This is a genomic window from Breznakibacter xylanolyticus, from assembly GCF_003254275.1.
Taxonomy (GTDB): domain Bacteria; phylum Bacteroidota; class Bacteroidia; order Bacteroidales; family Marinilabiliaceae; genus Breznakibacter; species Breznakibacter xylanolyticus.
Genome location: NZ_QKZK01000022.1, coordinates 40955 through 57227, shown reverse-complemented (window position 1 = coordinate 57227; position 16273 = coordinate 40955). Strand labels below are relative to the sequence as shown.

The following is a 16273-nucleotide window of genomic DNA, read 5'->3' as shown; positions in this document are numbered from 1 at the left end:
ACCGCGATGGACATACCGCTGGTGTATCTGTTGTTCCGCCAGGGGCAGCGCAGAGTAGCTATGTGTGGAAGGGATAAGTGCTGAAAGCATCTAAGCACGAAGCCCATCTCAAGATGAGATCTCCTTGAGGGACGTTAAAGACGATGACGTTGATAGGCTGTAGGTGTAAAGGTGGTAACATCAAAGCCGAGCAGTACTAATTACCCGAAGCTTCTGCATGGACTGTATGTTGGATGTCGTTGATTTTGAATTTGCTAGTGTCAATAAAAAGACAAGAAAGAGAAGAAGACAAAGAGACAGACAGATATAGATGTCTGAGATCTAAATGTCTGAAGTCTGAAAGTCTAAAAAAATATTAAGGTGGTTATAGCGCAGGGGTTCCACCTCTTCCCATTCCGAACAGAGAAGTTAAGCCCTGCCGCGCCGATGGTACTGCATAGAAGTGGGAGAGTAGGTCGCCGCCGATTTTTAGAAAAGCCAGTTGAGTAATCAGCTGGCTTTTTTGCGTTGTAGACTTTTTTATCCGCGAAGTGCACGAGGGGATCAGGTAGAAAAAGTTTTTTTAACCGCGAATTACACGAATTACACGAATTATACGAATTCTTTGCTTCGCAATGCGTCGAAGACAACAATAACTATGCTTCGCAAAGCGACTGCGTCGATTAGTACTAATGGAACGAATTGTTGCTCTGTGGATCTTAGTGCCTTCTCGGTGGGCTCTGTGTAATGGTGGGTGACACAGAGTTGCACAGAGGTGACATGGAGGGGCACGGAGTTTTTTATTGAGTTGGATTGGGGGCTTGATGTGAAGCCTGTTTGTAGATGGGGTGCTATTGGGTATTAGGCGTTAGGGATTGGAGCGGAAAGCCCGAGCCGAAGGGGAACGTTCAGAAGAGGGTTTAGGGGGATTAAGATTTAAGTGATAATACTTACGGGGTGAGGTTGTTGTGTGTGATTTTATGCCTGAAATAAGTGACTTGCTCTCTGAAAATGGGAGTGTATATGTTTTAAAACAGCCATTTTTATTGTTTTTATTGCTGCATATCCGTGTAAAATCATCTACTTTTGTAGCGTTCAGATTAAGTATAAATTTCTTTAATTATTTACACATGAAACCGACGCATATTGAGCACATTGGTATTGCCGTGAAGAGTTTAGATGAGGCCATTCCTTTTTATGAAAGAGTATTGGGCTTAACCTGCTATGCCGTAGAGGAGGTAGTTGATCAGAAGGTAAAAACAGCTTTTTTCAAAGTCGGGCAAACGAAAATTGAATTGCTGGAGTCGACTGATTCGGAAGGGCCTATTGGTAAGTTTATTGAGAAAAAGGGTGAAGGGATTCATCATTTGGCTTTTGCGGTTGATGGCTTGGCAGATAAGCTGAAATTGGCTGAAGAGCGAGGGGTGAAGTTGATTGATGCGACACCTCGCAAAGGTGCTGAAGGTTTGAACATTGGTTTTCTACATCCTAAGTCAACGTTTGGTGTGTTGACCGAATTGTGTGAAGATCCAAAAAAGTAATATTTCATCGAAACAGTATAAACACTCATCATAAAGGGATTGACGTATGTTGAACCAAGAAAAGATTAAACAGCTGATAGAGTTGCGGGCCAAAGCCAAGCTGGGTGGCGGTCAAAAACGCATTGATGCACAGCATGCAAAAGGAAAAATGACCGCTCGTGAACGCATTGAGATGTTGTTGGACGAGGGTAGTTTTGAGGAATTTGACATGTTTGTGACACACCGCTGTACCAATTTTGGTATGGAAGAAACCAAGTTTTTAGGTGATGGTGTGGTCACAGGCCACGGTACTATTGATGGTCGTGTGGTTTATGTTTTTGCGCAGGACTTCACCGTATTTGGTGGATCGTTGTCTGAGACTTATGCGCAAAAGATTTGCAAAGTGATGGATATCGCCATGAAGGTGGGAGCCCCTGTGATTGGGTTAAATGACTCGGGGGGAGCTCGAATTCAGGAAGGTGTGACCAGTTTGGCCGGTTATACTGAGATTTTCCAGCGGAATATTATGGCTTCGGGCGTGATCCCACAGTTGTCTGCTATTTTTGGTCCCTGTGCCGGTGGTGCCGTTTATTCTCCCGCTTTGACCGATTTTATCGTGATGAGTAAGGAGAACAGTTACATGTTCTTGACAGGTCCTAAGGTTGTAAAAGGCGTGACGGGTGAGGTGGTCACCGATGCTGAATTAGGAGGTGCTGTGGTTCATGGTTCTAAATCAGGTGTTTCGCATTTTATTGCGGAAGACGAGAAAGAAGGTATTTTATTGTTGCGCAAATTATTGAGTTATTTGCCTCAGAATAATCTTGAAGATGCGCCTTTGGTTCCTTGTGATGACCCGATTGATCGTTTGGAGGAGTCGTTGAATACAATTATTCCCGATAATCCGAACAAGCCTTACGATGTGAAGGATGTGATTCACGCCATTGTGGATAATCACGAGTTTTTGGAAGTGCATCGTAATTATGCCCCTAACATTGTGGTCGGTTTTGCTCGCTTTGATGGCGTGTCAGTGGGTATTATTGCCAACCAGCCTGCTTATTTGGCAGGGGTGTTAGATATTAATGCATCGCGTAAGGCGGCTCGTTTTGTGCGTTTTTGTGATGCATTCAATATTCCTTTGGTGACGCTGGAAGATGTTCCAGGATTTTTGCCCGGTACGGCTCAGGAATATGGCGGAATTATTATTCATGGTGCCAAATTGCTCTATGCGTATGGAGAGGCCACTGTTCCTAAGATTACAATCGTATTGCGTAAGGCATACGGAGGTGCATATTGCGTGATGAGTTCGAAACATTTGCGTGGAGACATTAATTACGCTTGGCCTACTGCTGAAATAGCGGTGATGGGGCCTAAAGGAGCTATTGAAGTGTTGCAAAGCAAAAAAATCAGTAGTATTGAAGATCCTGCTGAACGTGAGGAGTTTGTGAAGAAATCGGAAGATGAGTATAAAGATCAATTCGCAAATCCATATAATGCTGCTAAATATGGTTATATTGACGATGTGATTGAGCCTCGTAATACGCGTTTCCGCATTATTCGTGCTTTGAAATCGTTGGCTACCAAAAAAGAGGTGAACCCACCCAAAAAGCACTCAAATATTCCATTATAATATATTACGGTATGCGTTACATTCAAGTATGTTTGATAACCGCCTGTATGATGCTGACAGGGCTGGCCGGTGTGGCCACCCTGAATGCTCAAAGTACATTGGATTTGCGGATTAACGAGTTGTTGGTTCACAACGATTCCAATTATGTTGATGATTATGGTCGTCATGGTTCCTGGATTGAGATTTTTAATTCAGCCTATAACACCGTTGACATGGGAGGAATGTATTTGACCAACGATTTGCAACAACCTACCAAATATCGGATTCCCAAAGGACAGATGATTACACAAATTCCTTCGAGAAGTTTTTTGGTGTTTTGGGCAGATAATCGCCCCACCAACGGAATTCTTCATTTGAATTTTGAGTTGAAGGATGGTGGTGTATTGGCGCTATATGATGCCAGTGGAAAAACATTGGTTGATAGTGTCAAAATTCCTGACCAATCGCAACATGATGTGACCTGGGGACGCTTAGAAGATGGGGGAACTCAATGGACATATTTGAAGCAAACGACACCCGGTAGTAGTAATTTAACCGCTTCGCCCATTACAGGAGGCGAGCGGTTTGTTAAAGTAGATCCTAAAGGTTTCGGTATGACAATGATAGCAATGGGAGTGGTTTTTTTAGCACTCATCGTATTATTTTTATTTTTCAAGTTCATGGGATGGAGCCTGAACCGTCAGGGGGCAGGAGCCAAGCATGCGGTGCCGCAGTCGGATATGCCCGAGAAAGCAACCACTTCTGGCGAAATTAATGCTGCAATTGCCATGGCTTTGTACATGCACAAGAATCAATTGCACGACCATGAGAACACGGTTTTGACAATTAATCAGGTGTCAAGAACCTATTCGCCATGGAGTTCAAAAATCTATGGGTTGCGTCGTAATCCTCGATGAATTTGTGTGTGATCGTTTGTTGATTAATATTTGGTGTTGTAAATAGCACCCGGTGATAATTATTTATTAAAATAGTCATGAGAAAGTTTAAGTTTAAAATAAATGGCAATCAGTATGATGCTCATATTGTGAGCATGGAGGATAATGTGGCAGAGGTAGAGATTAACGGAACTGTATATCAGGTAGAAGTTGATCAGGCGATGCAGATGACCAAAACACCTAAGTTGGTGCGAAGTGTATCTGTTCCTTCAACCGACTCACACCCATCGGTTGCAAAAACAAGTAGTCCTTCTGGTCCCAAAGGGGGAGGAACCATTAAATCGCCACTTCCGGGTGTTGTGATTGATGTGTTTGTAAAAGAGGGTGATACAGTCTCTATTGGTCAGAAATTACTGGTGCTTGAGGCTATGAAAATGGAAAACAACATTGAAGCTGACAAAGGCGGAAAAGTTGTTTCTGTGAAGAAAGCCAAAGGTGATTCAGTGATGGAAGGTGATGTGTTAGTAGTGATCGAATAATTACTTAAAGTCTTGACCTTATGGAGCAGGCAACGAGTTTTATCGGGTTTGTGATTGAAAATTTGTTTCATTTTTTGGCGTTTACTGCATTCGCTAATTTAACGGTGGGACATTTGATCATGATCCTGATTGGTTTGGTATTTATATATCTGGCCATTGCAAAGGAGTATGAACCCATGTTGTTGGTTCCCATTGGGTTTGGGATTTTAATGGGTAATATCGCTTTTGTTCCCGGTTTTAAAATTGGGATTTACGAGAGTGGCAGTGTGTTGAATTATCTCTACTTTGGGGTCTCTCAAGGGATTTATCCTCCGTTGATATTTTTGGGGATTGGTGCAATGACCGATTTCTCGGCCTTGATATCCAACCCCAAATTGATATTAATTGGAGCAGCAGCTCAATTAGGAATTTTTGGTGCTTATTGCATTGCCTTGATGTTGGGCTTCTCGCCCATGGAGGCCGGTGCCATTGGGATTATTGGCGGAGCTGATGGCCCAACGGCAATCTTTCTGTCATCTAAGTTAGCACCCGATTTGATGGGAGCCATTGCCATTTCTGCTTATTCATACATGGCCTTGGTCCCAGTGATACAGCCGCCCATTATGCGTTTGCTGACCAACTCAAAGGAGCGTGTCATTCGAATGAGACCTCCACGCACGGTATCGAAGTTGGAAAAAATCATGTTTCCAATTGTGGGGTTATTACTGACATGTTTTTTGGTACCTAGTGGTTTGCCATTGTTGGGGATGTTGTTTTTTGGAAACTTGCTCAAGGAGAGTACGGTGACCAAGCGTTTGGCTGATACGGCAAAAGGTCCACTGATTGACATTGTGACCATTTTGATTGGGTTGACAGTGGGAGCATCTACTCAGGCAACCAGCTTTTTAACGCCTAAATCAATTGGTATTTTCTTGTTGGGGGCTCTTTCTTTTGTGATTGCAACTACGGGAGGGGTATTATTTGTGAAGTTTTTTAATCTGTTTCTCAAAGACGGAAATAAGATTAATCCATTGATAGGCAATGCCGGAGTATCGGCTGTGCCTGACAGTGCCAGAGTGTCACAAGTGGTTGGTCAAGAGTATGATAAGACGAATCATTTGTTGATGCATGCCATGGGGCCTAATGTGGCCGGCGTGATTGGGAGTGCAGTGGCAGCCGGTATTTTGCTGAGTTTCTTGATGTAAGAGATATTTTTAATTCTTTATTCCGCAATAGCACTAGGGACAGTTTATGGCTTTCCGTTAGTGCTATGGCGGATTTTTAGTTTAAAACAGTTTGAGCTGGGTGATGGGTCTTTGTTTGATTTGACTGGTTACAATTTCGTTCACAATGGTTCGGCATCGACCACAACGTGTGCCTGCTCCCGTAATGAGTTGAACATCCTCAATGTTTGAGTCGATTTTTTTGTTAATAATGGTTCTGATTTCCAGTTCTGTTACCTGATTGCACTGGCATATATAATGACTTGGCATGAGATGAATTTTTTTGTAAAAATATTGGAATCCAAGAAATGGCAATCAGGAGGCAAGGTTAAATTCTGTTTCCATCGGAAGAAAGATGTTCTAAGTTGGCAAAAAATGCTAATTTTGAAGAGTTTAATTAATGACTGAAATGATTCGATGGTGGAGCGTTTGGGTAATCTTATTTGTGATGTTTGGATGCCGTGATGGGCAACGAATCAGTAAGATACAGCAGGGAGTTGTTGAGTATTCAATTGATTATCCCGAAAATTTTAAAAGCCGTTCTGTCAGTCATATTCTTCCTGATAAGTTACAAGTTTATTTTGCTGATGACCGGATGAAATTGGTCATCAAGGGTGATATGAACCTCTTTTCGTTAGATTTTTTGAGTTTAGCAGGTGGCGATAGTTGTTTCACCGTGTTCAGGTTGTTAAATCGCCGGATGCTATATCCTTTAAAAACAGATGAACGATGGTTTTTATTTGGTCAAGGCGCACCTTATCAAACTCTGATTTATCGTGACTCTATCGCGATCATTGCCGGGTTTAAATGTTATAAAGTGGCAGTCTCTCGTAGTGATAATCCGAAGGTGAGATATGATGCCTGGTTCACTGATCAACTAGTATTAAACTCAAAAATGATGCGTTCCCCATTTGAAGGGATCGATGGAGTCCCAATGGCTTTTACCATTAATTATAATCGACACGAATTTCGTTTTAGGGCAACGTCATTTTCGTGTGATGTTCAAACGGAACCTATCGCACTTCCCACTCAATATGAGATAGTTTCACGCCAGGAGGTGAGGGATATGGTTGATATGATTATCAAGTGAGTCATTTGTTCCGTTTTCTTTATTCTCTTGATGATACAGAGATGTTAATGTGAATCCATTGTTTTATATGTAATTTGCATGGATTCATGTTGGGTGTTTATAACTCTTGGATAAAAATTCCGTCAAAAGACATCCGCAATCCATGTAACTGCCTTATTTTTGCCTTCAAAATAATCAACCATTTATAATGGCTAAGAAGCAAACGTCCAAACAAACCGGTTCGGTGCAGAATCTTTTTCGCGAATGGCTGCATTCATTCAAGGATGTTAAATTTCAATTTGTAACAGGAGTATTGTCTGTGGCATTGTCAGTGATGATGTTCGTGGCTTATTTATCATTTTTCTTTACCGGCGCTGCGGATAAAAGTAGGTTCGATATTCCTTTTGGAGAATTTTTCACCGATTCAGAAGTGAAAGTTGAAAATTGGATGGGTAAGTTGGGGGCATTCATGGCTGATGTCATGTTTAATCGTTGGTTTGGTGTGGCTTCTGTTGGTATGGTGTTTATCTTGTTTTTGGGGGGGATGCGTTTACTTGGTGCTCGTTTCTTGCCGTTGCGCAAGTCGTTGATTCACACCTTTGTATTGATGTTGTGGCTTAGTATTTCACTTGCTTTTGTTTTTGTTAGCAGGGTGGATGATCAGTATTTAATGCTGGGGGGGGCGCATGGTTATTATGTAAGCAATTGGATGATCGCATTGATGGGGTATACCGGGTTGACCATATTTTTACTGGTATCGCTGATTATTTATTTGGCTGTTTCTTTTGATGGGTTTATTAACTGGTTCAAAGGATTATTTCGTCGAAAAATGGCAAATGAGTCATTGGTTTCGAATTCAGTTCCTGAAAAGCACGATGAAAGTGTGCTTGTTGAGGAGGGTGAACCGGACGATTATGATGAGGAGTCGGCAAGTGAGCCTGACATGTCATCATTAGTTGCGAATGAACCGGAGATTGATCAACAGTTTTTCTCGTACACCCGTTCGGTGACGCCTGAGATTCCCGTTGAACACCGAGATGAATTCGAAAATCGTTTGGGTGATGATAATTTCAGAGTCGAAGTGGCTCCATTGATGGATGCTGATGTTGATTTGGGAGATGTTAATGCCGGAGAACCACTGTCTGATTATGACGAAACACAGGAATTGTCGTCGTATCGTTTTCCCGAATTAGAATTATTGGATGAGCATCACAGTGATTCGGGCGAAGTGAGCAATGAGGAGCTTTTAGCCAATAAGGAACGAATTGTTCGTACGCTTGAAGACTATAAGATTAGTATTGCCAGCATTAAGGCAACCATTGGTCCAACGGTGACGCTGTACGAAATTGTTCCGGCTCCGGGAGTTCGTATCTCAAAGATTAAGAATCTGGAAGATGACATTGCCTTGAGTCTTTCGGCCTTAGGGATTCGTATTATTGCACCCATTCCGGGAAAAGGAACCATTGGTATTGAAGTTCCAAATTCGGAACCGATGGTGGTGTCGATGCGTGATATCATTGCTTCCAAAAAATACCAAACTGCCAAGTACGATTTGCCCATTGCTTTTGGGAAAACCATTTCGAATGAGACTTTTGTGCTTGATTTGGCCAAAGCTCCACACATGTTGGTGGCCGGAGCCACAGGGCAAGGTAAATCGGTGGGTTTAAATGCGATTATCACATCTTTGTTATACAAGAAGCATCCTTCGCAATTGAAGTTTGTGCTGGTTGACCCCAAAAAGGTTGAGTTGAATATTTACTCACAATTAGAACGTCACTTTTTGGCAAAGATGCCCGACGAAGAAGAGCCTATTATCACCGATGTGCAGCGCGTGGTGAGTACCCTCAATTCGTTGACTGTCGAGATGGATTCTCGCTACGATTTGCTTAAGCAGGCACAGGTTCGCAATATTAAGGAGTATAATCATAAGTTTGTGAAGCGGCAATTGAATCCCGAGCGGGGGCATCGATTCTTACCTTATATTGTGGTCATTATTGATGAGTTTGCTGACTTGATTATGACAGCCGGCAAAGAAGTGGAACTTCCCATTGCCCGTATTGCACAGTTAGCTCGTGCTGTGGGTATTCACATGATTATTGCTACGCAGCGCCCATCCACCAATATCATTACCGGAGTTATCAAGGCCAACTTTCCCACGCGTGTGGCCTTTAAGGTGGCTTCGATGATTGATTCGCGCACCATTCTCGATTCGCCCGGGGCTAACCAGTTGATTGGGCGAGGTGATATGTTGATTTCGCAGGGTAGTGACTTAGTGAGGGTACAATGTGCGTTTGTTGATACACCTGAGGTTGAAAAAATTGTAGAATTTATTGGTTCGCAACGAGCTTATCCATCAGCCATGCTCTTGCCTGAATACGTGGGAGCCAGCAGCGAGGGAAGCGAACCGGGTGAAGTGGACTTGAGTAAACGCGACTCAATGTTTGAAGAAGCAGCTCGCATTGTTGTGGCCAATCAGTCGGGATCCACCTCGTTAATTCAACGTCGTTTCTCTATTGGTTATAATCGTGCCGGACGAATCATGGATCAGTTGGAGGCTGCCGGGGTGGTCGGTCCCTTTGAGGGAAGTAAGGCTCGGCAGGTTTTGGTGCAGGACGAAGCTCATTTGGAACGCCTTTTTAGCGCAATGCGATAATTTTTGGAACGATTCTTGATTCTTCAATTGTCGTTCTTCTAACGAAGAAATGTAATATAAAATGAGTCTTAAAGCCTTCGGGCATAAATGAAACAAACATGAAGTATTTATTTTCTCTTCTTTCACTGGCTTTGATGAGTACGATGCTGACAGCACAAAACACTCAAAAAGCCAAAGAAATTCTGGATCAGGTGTCGGCCAAAACTAAAACTTATACCACTATATCGGCCGATTTTTCCTTTTCGTTAGAAAATCAACAAGAAAAAATCAATGAGGTACATCAAGGCAGTATTAAAGTTAAAGGCAATAAGTATGCTGTGAAACTGATGGGGGTTGAGACCTTTTTTGACGGAAAAAATCAGTGGACTTATATGAAAGATGCCGGTGAAGTGCAAGTGATTGTGCCAGATGCCGCTGATGAGAGTGTGTTGAATCCTGCAAAAATTTTCACCATGTACGAGAAAGGGTTCAAATTCTCGTACATTGGAGAAAAAACAGAAGGAGGGAAGGTATTGTACGAAATTGATTTGTTTCCCGAAAACCGCGACAAGCCTTTCTCGCGCATCAAGTTGCTCATTCAAAAAGATAACCTTCAGCTTTATTCTTTTAAGCAGATTGGAAAGGATGGGAATCATTATACCGTGAAAGTTAGTAAAATGCAAACCAATCAGTCGTTTGCCGATACTGATTTCACTTTCAATAAATTGGCCAATCCCAATGTGGATGTGATTGATTTGCGTTAAGAACGATGGTAATGTAACTTTATTTAGAATCCCTCTTTTGAGGGATTTTTTTTTGTTTATCTCGAATCGCCATTAATTACGAACTTTTTGAAAACAATTCCTGCATTGCTGCATTTTTATATCTTTGCCACCACAAGGTGCCATGCTTAATAGGGAATCCGGTGTGTAATCCGGAGCTGTCCCCGCAGCCGTAAACCTTTCCCATGGATGTTGTGATGGGAAGTCTTCGTATAATGCCACTGCCTATTTCGGGTGGGAAGGTGCGAAATCTGGGTGAGCCGGAAGACCTGCCTTGGTGATGTATTTATGATTTTTTGCTTCGGGGCAAAGCTTAATCAGTCTTTTCCAAACAAGGCTATAACGGTTTTGGGGAGTTGTGCTGATTTTTCCTGCCTCGTGGTTTCATCTTTTTATAATAGTTTGATCATGCAGGAATTTATCATTGAGCCCCTTGCTACCGATTTGGACGATGCCATTGCCCAAAAAATTGACTTGAAAACAAAGCCTCAAGGAGCATTGGGGCGACTCGAGAAAGTAGCGTCACAAATTTGCCGTATTCAGCAAACTCTTGAGCCCCAGCTTAAATTACCTTCTTTTTTTGTGTGTGCTGCCGATCATGGAGTGGTGGCCGAAGGAGTGAGTCCTTATCCGCAGGATGTGACCTGGCAAATGGTGTATAACTTTTTATCGGGAGGTGCGGCCATTAATGTCTTTGCTCGTCAGCATGGCATTGCGCTTAAGGTTGTCGACTGCGGTGTAAAACACGATTTTGCTCCCCATTCTGATTTAATTGCCATGAAAATCGATTATGGTACGAAAAATATGGCCACAGACCCGGCGATGTCAGTGGAGCAGTGTAAGCAGGCATTGGGCAATGGAGCCAAACTGGTTGATGGCGTGCATGCGTCAGGCTCTAATGTGATTGGTTTGGGCGAAATGGGGATTGGCAATACCACCGCAGCATCGGCGTTGTTGTGTAAATTGGCCGAAGTTGATCCTGCTAAGGCCACCGGAGCTGGAACCGGGCTTTCGCTCGATGGCATACTACACAAGCAGCAGGTCATTGCTCGGGCTCTCGACACCCATCTTCATTTGACCTCGCCCATTGAAATTCTGGCTGCACTGGGTGGTTTTGAAATCATCACCATGGCCGGAGCCATTTTACAGGCTGCTCACCATCGTATGGTAGTGCTTATAGATGGGTTTATTGCCACATCGGCACTTTTAGCCGCTCATGCCTTGCACCCCGATGTGCTCGATTATTGCATTTCTTGCCATCAGTCCAATGAAAATGCACATCGTCTTATGCTTGAAATCTTGGGTGTTGAACCATTGATGAAACTCGATATGCGTCTTGGAGAAGGCACCGGTGCAGCCGTTGCTTATCCATTGATTTTGTCGGCTGTTAATTTTGTTAATGAAATGAGCAGTTTCGAGGGAGCCGGCGTTAGTCAGCAGTAATTTCACACGTAACATTTAATGTGACCTGATGAATATGATTCGCAACCAGTGGGCATTGTTTGCTACGGCCCTTATGTTTTTTACCCGCATTCCGGTATCGGTTCCCTATTCGCAGGAGTTGCTCAACCGGTGTAATCGTTATTTCCCTTTGGTGGGGATGCTGGTGGGGGGCATTGGTGCCGGGGTCTTTTGGGGTGCTTCGCTGATATTGCCTTCGTCGGTGGCGGTGTTGTTGTCGATGGTAGCCACTGTGTTGGTTACGGGGGCTTTTCACGAAGACGGTTTTGCCGATGTGTGCGATGGTTTTGGCGGGGGATGGACCAAAGCGCGAGTGCTCGAAATTATGAAGGATTCGCGTGTGGGAGCCTATGGCGTCATTGGAATGTTTTTTTTGTTGGGAGTGAAGTTTGTTGCTTTGCGTGAAATTCCCGATAAAATCATTCCTGCTACTTTAATCGCAGGTCACACGCTGAGCCGCTTAATGGCGGTGATGACCATGCACGGTCTCGAATATGTGAGGGAGGATGAGTCGAGTAAGTCGAAACCGGTTACCAAAAACATTCAGGGGGGTGATCTCCTGATTGCCATTATCTCTGCATTGTTGGTACTGTTTCTTTTTTACTCATGGTGGTTTGCGCTTTTACCGTTTGTGATGCTGATATCAAAATTTTTTGTTGATGCTTGGTTTAAGCGTCGAATTGGCGGTTACACGGGCGATTGCCTTGGTACTGTGCAGCAAATCACTGAAGTGGTGGCTTACCTCGCAGTGTTAGTGATTCTTGAATTTTCATAAGACATTTATTCGCCATCTGATAAATTGCGTTCTCTATCGATGACATTAGCCGAAAAGAAAGAGGATGAAATTTAGATGTTGGTTGAGTGTTTGATTTGCATTTAGAAATACTGATGTGGCGATGTTTAAACATCAATAAGATTTTCATTCATGATTCTTCAACTAGTGCGACATACGCCTCCAGAGGTGGATGCCGGTGTGTGTTATGGCTTTACTGATTTGGATGTTGATGCACGGTTTGATCAACATTTAGAACGCATCCGAACTTGCTTGAATGAACGTGGTTTAGAACGCATTTATTCAAGTCCGTTGAAGCGGTGTGCCCGTTTGGCTGATGCTTTACGGGAGCATCGATCGGTCGTATGGGACGATCGATTGAAGGAGATGAATTTTGGTGCATGGGAAATGTTGCCCTGGTCAGCGATTCCTGTGGAGGTGCTCACACATTGGGCTGATGATTTATGGCATTACGCCCCACCGGGAGGTGAATCTTTTGGGGATTTTCATGAGCGGGTCATGCCCTTTTTTAACGATTTGTTTTCGAATCCAACTGACGATTCATTGGTTGTGGTTACCCATTCCGGGGTCATCAGGTGTGTGTTGATGCATTGTCTTCAAGTTCCGGCCTCACATATTTTTAACCTTGATTTGCCTTATGGTTGTGTGGTTGAAGTGGTGTTGAATGGAGATAATTTTCGAGTGAGGTTTGTCAAAATTTAAAGGAAGATGTTTGTATTAATTACCGGAGGGCAGCGTTCGGGAAAGAGTGCTTTTGCCCAAAATTTGGCCTTGAAATTATCGGATACACCTGTCTATTTGGCTACATCGCGTATTTGGGATGAAGATCATCGCCAACGCATCCTGCGTCATCAGCAGGATCGGGATGCCCGATGGACCAATCTGGAGGAGGAGAAATATCTGTATCGCCATGATTTTTCTCAAAAGGTGGTGCTGCTCGATTGCATTACGTTGTGGCTGACGAATATATTTTTTGATCTGCAAAGCGATGTTGATCAGTCTTTAGTGATGGCCAAAGAGATTATTGATCGTCTGTTGGAACAGGATTTTACACTTATTGCTGTTACCAACGAAATAGGCATGGGGGGGCATGGCGCGAATGATGTACAACGCAAGTTCACCGACTTGCAGGGATGGTGCAACCAATATCTGGCATCGCGAGCCGACAATGTGTTGCTGATGGTTTCCGGGTTACCATTGGAGGTAAAGGGAAACTTGTTGCAGTAGTAAAGGCTACACAAGTTAAATGTATAAAATAAATCCCCTGAATGAGTAATTCAGGGGAAGGTGCGGCCATTTTTTGTCTTGTGTTTGTTTATGACGGTTGATTGATGTGATTAAATGCGTCGCTCAACACCATTTTCATGTCACTGCGCAACCAAGGCTTAAGCATGTAGCGAAAAACTTTTCCTTCGTTGGTGGCACGAATCATGACTTCGGGATCGGAAAAGGCAGTCAGTAAGATGCAAATCTTGTTGGGGTCGCTTCTTTTTATTTGCTCAATCAAATCCATGCCGTTCATTTTAGGCATTTTCCAGTCGGTTACAACCACATCGACCGGTTTTTCTTTCATCATTTGTAAAGCTTCTTCGCCCCCGGATGCAATCATTACATCGAAGTCGTTGCGAAACGTTGCTTTAAAGAGTTCCAGATTAACTGGTTCATCGTCAACGTATAGTACGGTGTAGTTTTGAGCGTTCATGGTCGCAATGTTTTTATATGATGATTATAAATATACAATGTTTTCAACCCAAGTCAAATTTTTTGAAGCTGAAAAATCTGTTCTAAATCGATGATTTTTCGGTACCCCGGGGGATGAATCATTACAATAGGGCTTGTTTTTTGGCTTCTTCCCACAATTGATCCATTTCAGCCAAGGTCATTTCGTGCAGGGAGCGCCCTTGCTTGATGGTTTTTTCTTCCAGATAGTTGAAGCGGCTGATGAATTTTCGATTGGTCCGTTCCAGTGCGTTTTCAGGGTTGATGTTGAAAAGACGAGCTGCGTTAATCATCGAAAAGAGCAGGTCGCCAAATTCGGCCTCCATTTTATCCTGATCCAGTGCATTAATTTCGGCTTTGAGTTCGTTGAGTTCTTCGGTGACTTTGTCCCATACCTGATTCCGATTGTCCCAGTCGAAGCCTACGCCGCGCGCCTTGTCCTGAATGCGGTTGGCCTTAATGATGGCCGGCAGCGAATCGGGTACGCCACCTAATACTGTTTTGTTACCCCCTTTTTCCTTTAGTTTCAGTTGTTCCCAGTTTTGCTCTACCTGACGGGCATCGGCCACCTGGGTGTTTCCAAAAATGTGCGGGTGACGATAGATGAGCTTTTCGTTGAGATGGTCGATGACTGTTTTAATGTTGAATTGACCTTTCTCTTCGCCGATAAGGGCGTAGAATACGATGTGCAACAAGATATCTCCCAGTTCTTTTTCTATGTGATTGGCATCATTTTTAACAATGGCATCGGCCAGTTCGTAAGTCTCTTCGATGGTAAGGGTGCGCAACGATTCGTTGGTTTGCTCCTTGTCCCAAGGACATTTTATGCGAAGCTCGCTCAGAATGTCGAGCAGATTACCAAAGGCGGCCAAGCGTTCCTCGCGACTGGGGTTCTGGTTTTCCATGGTGATGTAAAGTTTGAAGATGTGTGAAACAATGGGCACGAATGTACTGTTAATCTTTAAAGGCACAAATATCGGTTAACGTCCTTTAATCACCGCCTTGAATTCGGCCTGCGTGCGTGGGTAGATTGAAATTTTTATTGTTACTTTGTGGCACCCATTATAAAAGGGGATGGCTTAAAAATATGATTGAAAAGTTGATTTATCTCGAAGCGGTGGATCTGGTGGAGTTCATGGGAGTAAAGAACTGTAAACTCGAAATCATTCGCAATCGTTTTCCTAAATTGCGCATCGTGGGACGGGGCAACTGGCTCAAGGCCATGGGCGATGTGGAGGAGGTGGCCGCTTTTGAAGAAAAAATTAATCAACTGCTTGATCATTTTAACGAGTACAACACCCTCAACGAATCGTCTATCAACGAAATATTAGCCGGCGATTCGCCTGTGCAGCCGCGACTGGTTGATACAGATGCCATTGTTTACGGCATCAACGGTAAGCCCATTAAGGCACGCACTGAGAACCAGCGCGTCATGGTAGATGCCTCCAATGGCAACGATATGATTTTTGCCATCGGCCCTGCCGGGTCGGGAAAGACTTATGTGGCCATTGCTTTGGCTGTTAGAGCGTTGAAGGCTCGAATGGTGAAGCGCATTATATTGAGCCGTCCGGCCGTAGAGGCAGGCGAGAAGCTTGGTTTCCTTCCCGGGGATCTTAAAGACAAAATCGACCCTTATTTACAGCCCTTGTATGATGCCTTGATGGACATGATTCCCGCTGCCAAACTCAAAGAATACATGGAGACAGGCGTGATTCAAATTGCCCCGCTGGCTTTTATGCGCGGGCGCACGCTTAACAATGCTTACGTGATTTTGGATGAGGCGCAGAACACCACCACGGCTCAAATGAAGATGTTCCTCACTCGCATGGGCAATAATGCTCGTTTTATCATTACCGGCGATGTCACACAGGTCGATTTACCTTTGAACCAGCAATCGGGGTTGATTGAAGCTGTTCGTTTGCTCGATAATATCAAGGGCATTGCACAAATTCGTTTTACAGTGAAGGACATTGTGCGCCATCGCCTGGTGCAGGACATTGTAGAGGCATACGATCGGGATGGCAAGAAAGCTAAAAAAAGTCATCTCCCAAAAGCAGAGAACAAATAAACACGAT

The 16273-nt window shown here is 43.7% G+C and carries 16 protein-coding genes, 2 rRNA genes and 1 riboswitch; of the genes, 15 read left to right on the top strand and 3 right to left on the bottom strand.

Annotated features, from left to right (window positions below):
• The 7 genes from LX69_RS12455 to LX69_RS12425 form a co-directional block, all read left to right on the top strand.
• Nucleotides 1-220: ribosomal RNA gene (locus tag LX69_RS12455) — 23S ribosomal RNA — on the top strand; the annotation flags it as partial.
• A 136-nt stretch (nucleotides 221-356) separates the two neighbouring features.
• Nucleotides 357-467 (top strand): 5S ribosomal RNA (gene rrf / locus LX69_RS12450).
• Nucleotides 468-959: 492 nt separating this feature from the next.
• Nucleotides 960-1520, top strand: a complete 561-nt coding sequence (gene mce, locus LX69_RS12445) for a methylmalonyl-CoA epimerase (RefSeq protein WP_245935015.1) — start codon at nucleotides 960-962, stop codon at nucleotides 1518-1520.
• Between the two features lie 46 nt (nucleotides 1521-1566).
• Nucleotides 1567-3126: an acyl-CoA carboxylase subunit beta gene (locus LX69_RS12440; RefSeq protein WP_111446381.1), complete on the top strand. Its 1560-nt coding sequence runs from the start codon at nucleotides 1567-1569 to the stop codon at nucleotides 3124-3126.
• Nucleotides 3127-3173: 47 nt separating this feature from the next.
• Complete coding sequence (locus tag LX69_RS12435; protein WP_170124374.1) at nucleotides 3174-4022, top strand: OadG family transporter subunit; 849 nt, start codon at nucleotides 3174-3176, stop codon at nucleotides 4020-4022.
• A gap of 77 nt (nucleotides 4023-4099) precedes the next feature.
• Nucleotides 4100-4540, top strand: coding sequence for an acetyl-CoA carboxylase biotin carboxyl carrier protein (locus LX69_RS12430; protein WP_111446379.1), 441 nt, complete (start codon nucleotides 4100-4102; stop codon nucleotides 4538-4540).
• Between the two features lie 20 nt (nucleotides 4541-4560).
• A complete protein-coding gene (locus LX69_RS12425; protein WP_111446378.1) occupies nucleotides 4561-5724 on the top strand; it encodes a sodium ion-translocating decarboxylase subunit beta in 1164 nt (387 codons plus the stop codon).
• A gap of 81 nt (nucleotides 5725-5805) precedes the next feature.
• Here LX69_RS12425 and LX69_RS12420 read toward each other — a convergent pair whose 3' ends face one another.
• The gene (locus LX69_RS12420) at nucleotides 5806-6012 is read right to left on the bottom strand and encodes a (2Fe-2S)-binding protein (protein WP_111446377.1); all 207 of its coding nucleotides are present in this window, start codon (nucleotides 6010-6012) and stop codon (nucleotides 5806-5808) included.
• Nucleotides 6013-6142: 130 nt separating this feature from the next.
• Between LX69_RS12420 and LX69_RS12415 the strand changes: the two genes are divergently transcribed.
• From LX69_RS12415 to LX69_RS12385, 7 genes are all read left to right on the top strand, one after another.
• Complete coding sequence (locus LX69_RS12415) at nucleotides 6143-6832, top strand: hypothetical protein (protein WP_111446376.1); 690 nt, start codon at nucleotides 6143-6145, stop codon at nucleotides 6830-6832.
• 187 nt (nucleotides 6833-7019) lie between these two features.
• Nucleotides 7020-9464, top strand: a complete 2445-nt coding sequence (locus LX69_RS12410; RefSeq protein ID WP_111446375.1) for an FtsK/SpoIIIE family DNA translocase — start codon at nucleotides 7020-7022, stop codon at nucleotides 9462-9464.
• 98 nt (nucleotides 9465-9562) lie between these two features.
• Nucleotides 9563-10207 (top strand): LolA family protein, encoded by a 645-nt coding sequence (locus tag LX69_RS12405; RefSeq protein WP_111446374.1) that lies wholly within the window; start codon nucleotides 9563-9565, stop codon nucleotides 10205-10207.
• Nucleotides 10208-10325: 118 nt separating this feature from the next.
• A riboswitch (cobalamin riboswitch) is annotated at nucleotides 10326-10517 on the top strand.
• Nucleotides 10518-10633: 116 nt separating this feature from the next.
• Nucleotides 10634-11668 carry a nicotinate-nucleotide--dimethylbenzimidazole phosphoribosyltransferase gene (gene cobT, locus LX69_RS12400; protein ID WP_111446373.1) on the top strand — a complete coding sequence of 345 codons (1035 nt, stop codon included), beginning with the start codon at nucleotides 10634-10636 and terminating at the stop codon, nucleotides 11666-11668.
• A gap of 28 nt (nucleotides 11669-11696) precedes the next feature.
• Nucleotides 11697-12461, top strand: coding sequence for an adenosylcobinamide-GDP ribazoletransferase (locus LX69_RS12395; RefSeq protein WP_221621355.1), 765 nt, complete (start codon nucleotides 11697-11699; stop codon nucleotides 12459-12461).
• A 150-nt stretch (nucleotides 12462-12611) separates the two neighbouring features.
• A complete protein-coding gene (cobC, locus tag LX69_RS12390; protein WP_111446372.1) occupies nucleotides 12612-13181 on the top strand; it encodes an alpha-ribazole phosphatase in 570 nt (189 codons plus the stop codon).
• Between the two features lie 6 nt (nucleotides 13182-13187).
• The gene (locus LX69_RS12385; RefSeq protein WP_111446371.1) at nucleotides 13188-13706 is read left to right on the top strand and encodes a bifunctional adenosylcobinamide kinase/adenosylcobinamide-phosphate guanylyltransferase; all 519 of its coding nucleotides are present in this window, start codon (nucleotides 13188-13190) and stop codon (nucleotides 13704-13706) included.
• Between the two features lie 88 nt (nucleotides 13707-13794).
• Here LX69_RS12385 and LX69_RS12380 read toward each other — a convergent pair whose 3' ends face one another.
• Both LX69_RS12380 and mazG read right to left on the bottom strand, forming a co-directional pair.
• The gene (locus tag LX69_RS12380; protein WP_111446370.1) at nucleotides 13795-14181 is read right to left on the bottom strand and encodes a response regulator; all 387 of its coding nucleotides are present in this window, start codon (nucleotides 14179-14181) and stop codon (nucleotides 13795-13797) included.
• Between the two features lie 121 nt (nucleotides 14182-14302).
• Nucleotides 14303-15103: a nucleoside triphosphate pyrophosphohydrolase gene (gene mazG / locus LX69_RS12375; protein WP_111446369.1), complete on the bottom strand. Its 801-nt coding sequence runs from the start codon at nucleotides 15101-15103 to the stop codon at nucleotides 14303-14305.
• 182 nt (nucleotides 15104-15285) lie between these two features.
• On the opposite strand from mazG, the gene LX69_RS12370 reads away from it, so the two are divergent.
• Nucleotides 15286-16266 carry a PhoH family protein gene (locus LX69_RS12370; protein ID WP_111446368.1) on the top strand — a complete coding sequence of 327 codons (981 nt, stop codon included), beginning with the start codon at nucleotides 15286-15288 and terminating at the stop codon, nucleotides 16264-16266.
• The last annotated feature ends 7 nt before the right edge of the window (nucleotides 16267-16273 follow it).